14 protein-coding genes are annotated in these 11,648 nt (G+C 64.1%); 4 read left to right on the top strand and 10 right to left on the bottom strand.

The window, feature by feature from the left end; all coding sequences use genetic code 11:
* Positions 1 to 10: 10 nt before the first annotated feature.
* The 4 genes from npdG to RBH20_RS12365 form a co-directional block, all read right to left on the bottom strand.
* A complete protein-coding gene (npdG, locus tag RBH20_RS12380; protein ID WP_306709001.1) occupies positions 11 to 679 on the bottom strand; it encodes an NADPH-dependent F420 reductase in 669 nt (222 codons plus the stop codon).
* Between the two features lie 49 nt (positions 680 to 728).
* Positions 729 to 1,118 (bottom strand): hypothetical protein, encoded by a 390-nt coding sequence (locus RBH20_RS12375; RefSeq protein ID WP_306708999.1) that lies wholly within the window; start codon positions 1,116 to 1,118, stop codon positions 729 to 731.
* Between the two features lie 75 nt (positions 1,119 to 1,193).
* Complete coding sequence (locus RBH20_RS12370) at positions 1,194 to 2,066, bottom strand: TIGR01548 family HAD-type hydrolase (protein ID WP_306708997.1); 873 nt, start codon at positions 2,064 to 2,066, stop codon at positions 1,194 to 1,196.
* A 19-nt stretch (positions 2,067 to 2,085) separates the two neighbouring features.
* Positions 2,086 to 2,499 (bottom strand): UPF0146 family protein, encoded by a 414-nt coding sequence (locus RBH20_RS12365; protein ID WP_306708995.1) that lies wholly within the window; start codon positions 2,497 to 2,499, stop codon positions 2,086 to 2,088.
* A gap of 30 nt (positions 2,500 to 2,529) precedes the next feature.
* Here RBH20_RS12365 and RBH20_RS12360 point away from each other — a divergent pair, with 30 nt between their 5' ends.
* Together RBH20_RS12360 and RBH20_RS12355 are read left to right on the top strand one after the other, a co-directional pair.
* Positions 2,530 to 3,051, top strand: a complete 522-nt coding sequence (locus RBH20_RS12360) for an archaemetzincin family Zn-dependent metalloprotease (RefSeq protein WP_004514915.1) — start codon at positions 2,530 to 2,532, stop codon at positions 3,049 to 3,051.
* Between the two features lie 68 nt (positions 3,052 to 3,119).
* The gene (locus RBH20_RS12355; RefSeq protein ID WP_306708987.1) at positions 3,120 to 3,335 is read left to right on the top strand and encodes a hypothetical protein; all 216 of its coding nucleotides are present in this window, start codon (positions 3,120 to 3,122) and stop codon (positions 3,333 to 3,335) included.
* A gap of 58 nt (positions 3,336 to 3,393) precedes the next feature.
* On the opposite strand, the gene RBH20_RS12350 is transcribed toward RBH20_RS12355, so the two are convergent.
* Both RBH20_RS12350 and RBH20_RS12345 read right to left on the bottom strand, forming a co-directional pair.
* Positions 3,394 to 5,223 (bottom strand): ribosome biogenesis/translation initiation ATPase RLI, encoded by a 1,830-nt coding sequence (locus RBH20_RS12350; RefSeq protein ID WP_306708985.1) that lies wholly within the window; start codon positions 5,221 to 5,223, stop codon positions 3,394 to 3,396.
* 2 nt (positions 5,224 to 5,225) lie between these two features.
* Complete coding sequence (locus tag RBH20_RS12345; RefSeq protein ID WP_188853416.1) at positions 5,226 to 5,486, bottom strand: hypothetical protein; 261 nt, start codon at positions 5,484 to 5,486, stop codon at positions 5,226 to 5,228.
* Positions 5,487 to 5,647: 161 nt separating this feature from the next.
* Between RBH20_RS12345 and RBH20_RS12340 the strand changes: the two genes are divergently transcribed.
* The gene (locus tag RBH20_RS12340; RefSeq protein WP_004514919.1) at positions 5,648 to 5,911 is read left to right on the top strand and encodes a winged helix-turn-helix domain-containing protein; all 264 of its coding nucleotides are present in this window, start codon (positions 5,648 to 5,650) and stop codon (positions 5,909 to 5,911) included.
* Positions 5,912 to 5,957: 46 nt separating this feature from the next.
* Here RBH20_RS12340 and RBH20_RS12335 read toward each other — a convergent pair whose 3' ends face one another.
* The 4 genes from RBH20_RS12335 to uvsE all read right to left on the bottom strand — a co-directional run bounded on the left by RBH20_RS12335 (position 5,958) and on the right by uvsE (position 10,320).
* Positions 5,958 to 6,515 (bottom strand): cysteine hydrolase family protein, encoded by a 558-nt coding sequence (locus RBH20_RS12335; protein WP_306708982.1) that lies wholly within the window; start codon positions 6,513 to 6,515, stop codon positions 5,958 to 5,960.
* Between the two features lies 1 nt (position 6,516).
* Positions 6,517 to 7,338, bottom strand: a complete 822-nt coding sequence (locus tag RBH20_RS12330) for a YqcI/YcgG family protein (protein ID WP_306708980.1) — start codon at positions 7,336 to 7,338, stop codon at positions 6,517 to 6,519.
* A 98-nt stretch (positions 7,339 to 7,436) separates the two neighbouring features.
* On the bottom strand, positions 7,437 to 9,314 hold the full coding sequence (locus RBH20_RS12325) for a PINc/VapC family ATPase (RefSeq protein WP_306708978.1): 1,878 nt from the start codon (positions 9,312 to 9,314) through the stop codon (positions 7,437 to 7,439).
* A gap of 82 nt (positions 9,315 to 9,396) precedes the next feature.
* Complete coding sequence (uvsE, locus tag RBH20_RS12320; RefSeq protein WP_306708976.1) at positions 9,397 to 10,320, bottom strand: UV DNA damage repair endonuclease UvsE; 924 nt, start codon at positions 10,318 to 10,320, stop codon at positions 9,397 to 9,399.
* Between the two features lie 216 nt (positions 10,321 to 10,536).
* On the opposite strand from uvsE, the gene RBH20_RS12315 reads away from it, so the two are divergent.
* The gene (locus RBH20_RS12315) at positions 10,537 to 11,619 is read left to right on the top strand and encodes a M20 family metallopeptidase (RefSeq protein ID WP_306708974.1); all 1,083 of its coding nucleotides are present in this window, start codon (positions 10,537 to 10,539) and stop codon (positions 11,617 to 11,619) included.
* The last annotated feature ends 29 nt before the right edge of the window (positions 11,620 to 11,648 follow it).

Here is an 11,648-nt window from a genome sequence, read left to right as displayed (position 1 = left end):
TAAAAAGGTACTATTGGAACTTCACGCCGAGGTCATGCAGGCCGTCGTTGTGCCGGGCGACGTTGATGAGCAGCGGCGTCAGTCCCTCGATTTCGGCGGCGTTGGAGAGCGGGCCGCCATCAAGGGCACGAAGCCCCTCGATGCCCTCGGCGAGTTCACAGACGGTTTCTTTGGCGTCAGTATCGTCGCCGACGACGATGGTGTCCCAGTTCAGGTCGGCGTCAAGGTTAGCGAGTCGGCCAGCCGCGAGGTTATGGAACGCGCCGACGACGGGGGTGTCGTCGGGGGCAGCGTTGGCGGCCAGTTGCGTGACGCTGCCGGCACCGGGGCGGTTGTAGTGGAAGCCGTCCTCGTCGCGTTGCATCCCGACGGCGGGGGCAATGAGCGTGGTGTCGTCGAGTTCGTCGGCGACGGCGTCGATAGTGTCCGTGAGGTGGTAGGCCGGGACGGCGGCGACGACAACGTCGGCGCGGGCGGCGGCCTCCTCGTTCACCAGGCCGGCGATTGATGGGTCATCGTGGCCGCGGCTGGCCAGTTCTGTCTCGTACTCCTCGGCTTTGTTCGCCGCTTTCTGGGCTTTCCGGGAGCCGATGGTGATCGTGTGGTTGGTGTCATCAGCCCAGCGGAGGGCGAGGCCTTGGCCGATGTCTCCAGTACCGCCAAGCAACGCGATGTCCATATCTACGGCGTAGGCCGACCACTGAATAAACGTTGTGTGACAGGTTCACTCAGGTGTACTTCTCCCAGGCCCGGTCGAACCCACCGGCGAAGGCGACGTACAGCGCACTCCCGAGGCCCACCAGATAGCTAACCCACTGCGTCGCGATGCCAACGACTGACGAGTCCCCAAGCGCAAGGGTAAGGACAGTGGAGAGCGGGACCATCACGAAAAAGAGGACGATGATGAACATCCCGACGCGGCCCGGCCGGTGAACGGATTCGAGGATGTGATCCCGTTTCCGCATCGTCCCGTAGGCCGCGACGAGTCCGAGTAGCTGGCAGATAACGGCGTACAGCGGCACCAAGTCGACTGACGGTTCGCGAATGACCGCGCCACCGACGAGTCCGGCCCAGATGCTCACCAGCAGCGCCCAGCCGAACGTCGGCAGTCGTCGCATATCCGTGGTCTCTGTCCCGCCAGTGAAACCGTTGCCGTTTACCGCCGGTCGGTGGCCGACGCCCGGCCACCCCAGTTATGCCGTATCGAGAAGCTCGGGCAGGTCGGTGACCGATTCGATGACGGCACTCGCGCCGTTGTTGGCGAACGTCTGGCGGCCGGCGTCGCCGGTCAGCCCGCCGGTCAAGACGCCGATGCCGTAGTAGACACGGTCGTCGTCGGCTTCGTCGGCGTTGACTGCCGTCGCTACGTCGTCGAGGGTGTCCCCGGCGAAGGCGACCCGCTCGGCGTCGAAGCGCTCGGCGAGCGTCTGCAGGGCGGCGGGGTGGGGCTTCCCTTCTCCCCAGTCGTCCATGGTGAAGCGGTGCTCCGTTGGCAGGTCGAGGCCGACGCGTTCCAGCGCGATGTCTGCCTCGGCGGCCGGTCGGCCGGTAACGACGCCGACAGCGAAGCGGTTCTGCAGGGCCGACAGCGTCTCGTCGTCGACCAGCAGCGGCTCGTCGTGAATGTACCCCGGCGCGGCAAACGGCGGTTCGCCGCCCTCGATATCGCGATAGAGATCGGTGCCGAGATACAGCGTCTGGAACACGTCCCGGAGCTGTTCGCGGTCCCAGGCGTCGAAAACCCGCGTTTCGGCCGGGTCATCGAGCAGGTCATGGACCACGGCTTCGGCTGCGCCGAGACCGCCGCCGCGTTCGGCGATGGCGTCGGTGAATGCTGCGATGTCGGCGACGGCCGACTCGCGGCCGGCAAGGACGAACAGCGCGGCTGCATAGGTCAGTTCCCAGTCGTTGTTGAACCCGCCGGCATCCTTGAACTGCTGGACCGCTGACTTCTCGATCGTATCACCGTACACCCGGTCGATGGATTCGATGATCGCTCGGCGATAGGAGTCGGCCACGTCCACCAGCACGCCGTCGATGTCGAGGACGACCGCGTCGACTTGCATGGGCGAGCGAAGGCAGTCCTCACTCAAGCGCCTTGCTATCTTTCGCCCGGTACAGCGTCTCCCCGCCACGGAGCTGCTCGCGTTCGGCGTCGACCGTTGGCTGGTCGCCGCCCAGCGTCGTGAACCAGAACGCGGCCCCAACGGCGTCGGCAACGGTCAGCGTCGGCCGATGCAGTTCTGGCGGGAGATTCCGGGCGAATACGATGTCTGAATCCACATACACGGACTGATCGGGATCGAGGATGTCATCCACGACGAACCGCACCCCGTCGGGGACATCTCGTTCGACGATGTCCGTCGCGGTCACATCCACGCCTCGCTCCGCTAGCGCCGCGGCTACGTCAGGGTGGTTTCCGATGCCGACCTCGACGACGGAATCGACGGACGCCAGTCGGTCAACGAGCGGGCCGGTGGTGTCGGTCACGTCGTACAATTTATGAGATGCGGGCGCATATGCGTTCCCATGCACGTCGACATCGTGCCGGTGGGCGAGGTCTCAGCCCAAGTCAAACGCGAGGCCTCGGACGGACTTCGCTCCGTCTACGACTGTGAGGTCTCGATGCACGAGCCACAGTCCATTCCTGCCGGCGCGTACGATGGGGACCGCGACCAGTACCGCGCAGAGGAGTTTATCGACCTCGCTCGCCGGGTCGGCTCTGGCGGTAAAAATATCGCTATCACGCCGAAAGACCTCTTTTACCGCCGTCGAAACTACGTTTTTGGACTCGCATACCTCGGTGGCTCCGGCAGCGTCATCTCCACGTACCGGCTCCAGACATCCTCCGATGGCGGCTTCTCGAACCGCTCTGCCGGTGAGATCTTCTCACAGCGGGTTCGAAAAGAAGTCGTCCACGAGGTCGGCCACACGCTCGGGCTGGAACACTGCGATAACAAGCGCTGCGTGATGAACTTCTCCCCCACTGTCCGACAGGTCGACGTGAAGGAAGTCTCGCTGTGTGGCTCTTGCCAGCGAAACGTGCTGTAGTTTGCGAACGGATACCAAACTGATTCGGTATAGCGCCTACACTTCTGTGGTACTTGTACACATACGCGATGAGCAAGAGTCAGTCCACCGAACGCGTTGCAGAACTGCGAGACATCTTCGTGACGGTCACCGGCGATGAAGCGGTCACTGAGTCCCAGACAGACGAGCAGACGGACCGCGAACTCAACCCGGACGAGGAGTTCGATCCGGCAGAAGTCGCCGACGGCTTAGACGATGCGGTTGCGGGGTCTGAGACGGGCAGTGACAGTGATCCCGCGGCGTAATTCTCGTAGGGTATAATGCGGTCCAATCCTGCTGTCTCCAGTCCCGACCACGCTGTGCCTACGGCGCGTAGTAGTACTCGCCGGCATTCTTCTGCTCGCGGTCCAGTTGCGAGTCGGGCTTGTTGATGCGCGGCCGTGAGGTCCGCTCGTCGCGGCGGAACGTGATGTCGAGGTTCTGGAGGAACTCGTTCATGCCCTCGCGCATGCCCTGTGGCGGCGCAGCGTGGCCGTTCTTGGCCGGCTCGCCATCGAAGACGAGCAGGCGGTCGGCCAGCAGGTCGATCATGTAGATGTCGTGGTCGATGACCATCGCCGTCGCGTCGTGGTTCTCGGCGTAGCGCCGGATGGCCGAGGTCGCCATGACCCGCTGTTCCACGTCCAGATGGGCCGAGGGCTCGTCCAGCAGGTAGAGGTCGGCGTCCTTCGAGAGACAGGCCGCGATGGCGACCCGCTGGCGCTCCCCGCCCGAAAGGTCGGTGAGTTGCTGTTCCATCACCGATTCGAGTTGGAGGGGCTGTGCGATTTCGGTGTTCCAGTAGGAACTCCCGAAGTCGTCCGTAATCGACGCGAGGAACGCGTCGACCCGCATCGGCTGGTCGATCTCGATATACTGAGGCTTGTAGGCGATATCGAGACTGGTGTCGATTTCGCCCGCACTCGGTTCCAACCGGCCGGCGAGCATCTTCGCAAACGTCGACTTCCCGATACCGTTCGGGCCGACGACGCCCAGCACCTCGCTCTCACGGATGGTCCCGGCATCGACGGACAGCGAGAATTCGCCGTCGCCGTAGCTCTTCTGGAGTTCGGGGTACTCGATGACCACGTCGCCAGCGGATGCGGTCCGTGGCGCGTGCTCCTCGAACTCGATTTCGGTCTGACGGACGCGCATGTTCTCGTTTTCGAGGTAGCCCGAGAGGTACTCGTTGATGCCCTTCTTCGTCGACTTGGGCGGTGTGATGATACCGAACGCGCCGGGCGTCCCGTAGGCGACGTTGATGTTATCGGCGAGCAGATCCAGAATCGCGAGGTCGTGCTCGACGACAAGCATCGAACGGTCCTCGTCTTCGGCGAGTTCGCGGATGAGTCGCGCGGCGGTCATCCGCTGGCCGATGTCTAGATACGGCGTGATCTCGTCAAGGAAGTAGAAGTCCGCGTCACGAGCCAGCGTAGCAACAAGGGCGACCCGCTGGAGTTCCCCGCCCGAGAGGTCGTCGATGTGGTTGTCGACGACCGGGCCGATGCCGGTTCGCTCGATGAGATAGTCGAGCTCGCCGCGCTCGTCGGTCTGGTTCAGTAGTTCGCTTGCCTTGCCGTCGAACTGGTCCGGGATTCGGTCGACGTACTGGGGCTTGCGGGCGACGCTCACGTCGCCGTCGCGCATCTGTTCGAGGTACTCCTGCAGGGCGGTCCCGCGGTACTCGTCGAGAATTTCGTCCCAGTTCGGTTCCTCGCCGTAGCGGCCCAGATTGGGCTGCATCTCGTCGGCGAGGATGCGCACAGCGGTGGTCTTCCCGATGCCGTTCGGGCCGAGAATCCCGGTGACCTGCCCCTCGGCGGGGCTCGGGAGCCCGTACAGCGCAAAGGCGTTCTCCCCGTAGCGGTGGACCGGCTCGTCGGTCAGTTCCTGTGGGAGATTGATGATCTCGATCGCGTCGAACGGACACTTGTTCACGCAAATCCCGCAGGACTCGCCCAGACAGATTTCCTCGGAGATGCGGACCTGGTCGGGCTGGCCCTCGAAGGGCTCGTCTTCCTCGTACTCGTCTTCCCGCTTGACGATGCACTCTTTCCCGCTGCGGTTGGGCGGGCAGTAGTTCATGCACTCGTAGTTACAGCGGTCGGGCTGACACCGCTCAAGGTCGACGACGGCGATACTGTCCTCGGCCATCGTTACGCTCCCGTCGTCAGCAGGATGCCCCACGAGACGAACCACAGTGCGAACGTCATGAAGCCGACGTAGAGCACGTCCTTCGTCGAGAGGTCGTCCGTGTCGATGCCGATCACCCGCAGAATCGGGAACTGTGCTGCGATAGCGACCGCGAGGACGAGCACGCCTTGTGGGTCGTTTGGCGTGGCCGCTAGCGCGTTGGAACCAAACGCGGCGGCGATGCCAGCGACGGCTGTCAGCGTCGTGACAGAGAGCCCCCGCATATGGGAGCTCATTCCGTCCGCCGTTTCCGTAGCCATACCACACGTTCCACTACCCGCAACCAAAAGGTGCGCGGTTCAGCACTGTGACGCGGTCGCGAATGCATGTGCCGGTGAGACTGACTCCTCAATCTTTATGCGCCCGGCGCTTGTGATTACGGGTAATGACGGACTCTGATGGGGAAGCCATCGCAGACCTTCCGCCGAGCGCAAAGCTCGTGTACAAGGTTCTGGAGTACGACGGCCCACTGACACAGAAAGGCATCGTCGAGGAGTCGATGCTTTCGGCACGGACCGTCCGCTACGCTCTGGAACGACTCGACGAAGTCGGTGTCATCGAAGAAGACGTGTACTTCGCCGACGCGCGACAGAACCTCTACGAGATTATCGACCAACCGGCAGAAGCGGACGCCGCAGTTTCGGACTGACTCGCCTTCTCGCTCGTTGTTTCTCAGCGCGGTCAGGAGCTTGCCGTCACAGCGACGCGACCACGTCGTCCGTCGTCGCGATCATCGCGAACTCACCGCGTAGTTGCGCCAATGCAGTCCGGTGAACGAGCGACGGCTCGAAGCGTTCGCCGTCGAGCGTTCGGTCGAACGTCGCCGTCGCGTCGCCTGGAACGACAACGTTGAACCCCCGGTTCTCGGCCATCCGCGTCGTCGTCGAGACGCAGTGATCGGTCGTCAGGCCACAGACGACGAGCGTCTCGTAGGCCTTGTCGCGAAGCCAGTCCGCTAATCCGGTGTCGATGAACGCGCCGTTGACGTGCTTCTCAAACGTTGCTTCTCCCGCGTCGGGCTCCAGCTCCGGTTTGAACGCGAACCCCGGTTCGCCGCGCCGAAGCGGCGAGTCCGACTCCGCCGAGTTGTGGCGGACGTGCGCAACTGGCAGACCGCGCTCTCGCCACGCCGTAAGCAAGCGCGCCGCGTTCGCCTCGGCGTCGGGGTTGTTCCGTGTTCCCCACCGCGACTCGTCGAACCCCTGTTGGAAGTCGACCAGCACGAGCACCGGTGTCTCGGGCAGTACAACCATCTCAGTCGGCCGGCTCCGGTGCGGGCGTTTCGATGAGCCACCTCGATTTCGGATGCTCGCGCGTCACGGTCATTGGGCACTCATTGGGCGATGCGTCCTCGTCCGAGGACAGCATGTACTGGGGCCATTCCCGGTCGCCATCGACGCCCCAGTCGCCTATGTCGGCGTGGGGACAGACGCCATCGTACTCCTCCAGTCGACCCTGAATGACATCGCGAGCGTGCTGACCGGCCTCGGTGTCGGCCGTGACGTTCAGGTCCTCGAACAGCGCCCGTGGCTGGAACGTGATTTCCAGTCCGACCGGACAGTAGCGGCTCTTTCGCGTGTCGTAGAACGGCGCGCGGCAGGTCGGAAACATCGGCTTGCCGCCGAAACAGAACTCCCAGTGCGGGTCGTCCGGGTTGGTTGGGATATCCTCGGGCCACGGCTCCGGGTCGTGGACGTGGAGGAACTGGAGAATGTGCCAGAGCCGGTCGTGGTACTCGGACTCTGTCATCGGCCGTTCTGGCGACCGGAAGAACGTCACCAGCGAGGCCCTCTCGCTGTGGTCTTGGTAGGTGTCGAGGTACTTCAGTAGCGTCTGGCCGAGGTCGAACAGCGCGTCCGGGTCACTCATCGACGGGACGGCCGTGTAAAGCGGTTCGCCGTCCCGAACTGACTCCGCGCCGAAGAAACAGGGGAACGGGGAGCCGTTTCGCTTACCGGTCAACCCCTCGCGGAAGGTCCGCCAGTGGGCCCCGACCCACTCTGGCGCGTCGCCCCGCTCCACTCGGGCGGCCAGCGTCTCTTGGTCTTGTAGCCTGCCGACGACTGCATCGGTCATACTAGAACGTCGGGTTCCAGCGGAATTTAGCTGTCGTTTTCGCCAGCTTAGCCCCACTTTCCGGGCACTAACCGCGTGTCTGTCCTGCTCGCTGAACCCTACGACGGCACGACGGTAATCGTACTTCCGCGGTCAATAGCTCGCTCCAGTTCTTCGGCGATGCCCGACCCGCGCGAGACCTGAATCTCGCCGCCACGCGAGACCGTCGCGGTAAAGAGATACTCGCCGTCAGCCTGCAGTTCGACCGTATCGCCGGCGTGACCGTCGAGCGGCACGATGACGTGTCGGGAGGTGACCTCCGGCTGGACGATTTCGCCCTGCTTGCCGCCGGAGTCGGTCTGAGGACCGCCAGACGGCCCGGACGGTCGCTCTTCGAAGGTCCGAACGTCGATGTCAATGCCGAGGCGGTTCTCCACGTCGGAGATGCGGCCGCCGCCCTTTCCGATGACCTGCGAGATGTCGTCGTCTTCGACCCAGACAACAGCAGTGTTCGGGCCGCGGAGTTCGACTTCGACGTGGCCCCGGGCGATGGAGCGGATCTCGCGTTCGACCTCCTGTTTGGCGAGGCGGTCGACGCCGGAGTCCGGCTGGTCCTCGTCGTCGTTCAGCGGGACGGTGACGACCTGGTTGTTGAAGGTGTAGATCTCGAACTCCGGCCGACCGGTCTCGAAGTCCTGAACCATGATGACCGGTCGCGCGAGGTCCTCTTCCATCAGCCCCTGTGGGACCTTGACTTCGGTCGTCACGTCGTAGACCGTGTCGACTTCCCCAGCTTCGATGTAGACGACGGTGTCGACGATCTGGGGGATGAGCCCGAGTTCGACGCGGCCGATGAGGCGCTGGAGCGCGTCGATGGCGCGGGTCGCGTGGACGACGCCGACCATGCCGACGCCGGCCAGTCGCATGTCCGCGAACACCTCGAAGTCGTCGGTCTTGCGTACCTCGTCGTAGATGGTGTAGTCAGGCCGGACCATCAGCAGCGAGTCGGCGGTCTTCTCCATCGAGCCGCCGAGTTCGGTGTACTGCGTGATGTTCGGGCCGACCTGAAGGTCCCGCGGTTTCTCCATCGTCTTGACCGCGTAATCGGCGTCGACGAGGAACTCGCCGACCGCTTGGGCGAAGGTGGACTTCCCGGCCCCGGGTGACCCGGAGATGAGGACACCGCGCTGGTGTTCGGTGAAGCGGTCCCGCAGTTCGTCGGCGTACTCGTAGTCATCCAGTTCGGTCTTGACGATGGGCCGGACGGCCGTGATTTCGAGTGCATCCGAGAAGGGCGGTCGTGCGATGGCGATGCGGTAGTCCCGGAACTGGGTGATTGTCATGCCGGGCTCGTCGAGTTCGAGGAAGCCGTCCGGTGAGGCGCGTGCGCTCTCCTCGATGTCGGCAGCGTACTCCCGGAGTTCGCTCTCTGTCGCGAGGTCGTCGCGGATCGGTGTGTACTGCATGTCGCCGATAGAGCCCTTCTTCGCGTAGGGTTCGACGCCGACCTTGAGGTGGACACTCATCGTCCCCTCATCGAAGAAGTTCTCTATTTGCAGGCGGTCGACTGTTCGCTTGACTGGGTCGACGAACTCCACTGCGAGGCCCTTCGCGCGGGCGACTTCGGCCTGTACGTCGTCGCTGGTCACGAGCGTCGCGTCGCGGTCACCGGCAATGTCCCGGATGAGCGCGTCAATCTGGCCTTCGCCGGCCTCGCGCTTTTCGATTGCGTCGGGCCGCCGGCCGACGTACTCCACGTCGATGGTTCCTTCCTCAGCCAGGTCGACGAGCGTCTGGAGCTCTTCGAGCCCCTCCCAGCCCGTCTCGCGGCCGTCGTTCGCCTGTGCTTCGAGTTCGCCGACGACGGCTTCGGGAATGATGACCGTCGCGCCGGCAAAGCCCATGCCGTCGACATCCGTGTCGGGGTCGGCGTCGGCCTTCACTTGGTCGGACACGCGGCCGTCGATGACCACGCTCGTGTCCGGTACAATTTCCATACGCGAACGTTGGAGACTGCCGTTGATAAGGGTGTGGAGTCTCCCGCTCCGGATTGACGTTCGACACTGAATAGCGTGCTGCTCACTCCGGGCTTGGCGCACGGTCGGTGTCGGCCGCTCGCAGGCGAAACAACGACCGTTCTTTGCCGTGGGATTCAATCATCACGTCCGATTGTTCGGTGAGCCATGTCGGGACAGCACCGACGTGGTCAGCGTGTGCCTGTGGGCTCGCATCGCTGTCTGGCCGGAGGCACGCCGGCTCCGAGTAATGTGTGATTGGCCGGACGCCGTCCCACGTTTCCCGGGCTAACTCGAACCCCGCACGATAGGTGAGCCCGCGGTCAGTGAAGCTGTGATGGTGGTAGTCGAACGTCACTGGAATATCGACTTGACTGGCGACGTCCGTGACGAGTTCTTGGACGCTCCACAGCGACTCGGCGTCGTCGTTTTCGACAGTCAGCCGGTCGCGAGCCCGCGGCGCAAGGTCGCTGACGACATCGCAGAACCGGTCGGCTGTCGCCGCCTTGTCACCGTAATGAGCGCCAATATGTACGTTAATCGCGTACCGTGGCGACCGCGGGAGTCCCATCAAGTCCAGCCAGCGGCCGTGGTGTTCGACTGACTCGACGGAACGAGCGACGGTATCCTCGGACTCGCTCGCCAGCTTACACCAGTGGCTCGGGTGAAAGGTCAGGCGCATATCGTTGTCCTGTACGAGCGCACCACACTCCGCTGCCAGTGACTGGACCCGCTCGTAGTTCGGCAGGGCAGTAATGTCGAACTGTGAGTTCCACGGGACGAGTTTGGAGCTACAGCGATAGAAGTTGATCCCGTGGTCGCGGTTCCACAGCAGAATCTCGCGCAGGTCCTCGAAGTTCTTCGCAGTTAGCGTGGCCGCGTACTCGATACCCTCGGATTCCCAGGTCTTCTTCTGCATGTCGCGATTGCACCGGCGAGGCGGGTCACGCTCTCGGAGCGTCCGGTTCATCGCAGCGTAGCCCAGCATTACCGAGTATTGCCGCTCTGGACAGACAGGTGTTCGGTTCGATACGGACACCAGAGGTCTCAGTGAAAACCGCGCCCCTCGAATCCGTTTCAGGCCTGATACAGAGTTACTGGGAGACTGACGCCCACCTTTCGGACCGAGTCGGCGTTGACCAGTCAGCCAACGCGAGTGTCGCCTGCCGCGGATTTTTGTTCTGCCGGCTCCCGACCCACGGATATGGACACGCTCACATCGCTGACTCGTGACCTCGTTTCGATCCCCAGTCACGATGACGAAGCGGCTGCTGGGGAGTACATCACAGCGTGGCTCCGGGACCACACCGACGCACGAGTCACCCGTGACGACCACGGGAACGTTATCGCTCGCAAGGGCCAGGGCGACACGTCGCTGGCACTCGTCGGCCACCACGATGTGGTCCCACCGGACGAGTCGCAGGTCGGTGCCGACGGCGAGTACGTCGTCGAGGAACGCGACGGCCGCCTCTACGGCCGCGGCGCGGCGGATATGAAAGGGTGTGTCGCCGCGGCGATGCTGGCCTTCCGGGACGCCGACCCCGCCGGCGAACTGGTCTTCGCCTCCTTCGTCGGCGAGGAACAGGGTGGCGTCGGCTGTCAGGCCGCTATCGAGGACGGTTTCGCGCCCGACTACGCCGTCGTCGGCGAGGGGTCGACCGGCTACTCCGCACCCGGAACGACGGATGTGGCCGTCGCGCACAAGGGCCGGCGCGGGTCGACTATTGTTGGCGACGGCGCGGCGGCCCACGCCAGCGAACCCGCCGCGGGCGCGAACGCCATCTACCGCGCCACCGACGCCGTCGACGTGGTCCGGGACCTCGACTTTCCGTCGACGACCGTGCTGGGCCACGAGATGAGCGGGAGCGTCGCCGTCACGGAAATTGACGGCGGCTCGGCCTGGAACGTCATCCCCGAACGCTGTGTGGTCACCGTCGACGAGCGGACAGTCCCCGGCGAGCGCGCCCCGTTGGACAGGGTCGAAGCCATCGACGGCGTGTCCTGGCGCGTCGACCAGGACCTCCCGCCGATGGCCTGTGGCGACGCCGGCTTCGCGGAGAGGGTGCTCGACGCCGCTACCGCGGCTCAGGACGCTACACCCGAACACGTCGTCAAACCGCACGCGACCGACGCCGGCTGGCTCGCCCAGGCCGGAACGGACTGCGTCGTTGTCGGCGCGGCCGAACCCGGTGAGGCACACACCGCCGACGAGAGCGTGTCGCTGACTGTCGTCAAGCGGTGCCGGGACATCTACGAGTGCGTCGCCGAGTCGTGGCCGTCCCGCTGAGCTACCGCTGGGTGGACTCCGTCTTGAAG

Origin of the sequence: Haloarcula sp. H-GB4 (assembly GCF_030848575.1) — an archaeon.
Classification (GTDB): Archaea; Halobacteriota; Halobacteria; order Halobacteriales; family Haloarculaceae; genus Haloarcula.
The sequence above is the reverse complement of the archived record's forward strand: the minus strand, read 5'-3'. Positions and strand labels throughout refer to the sequence as shown.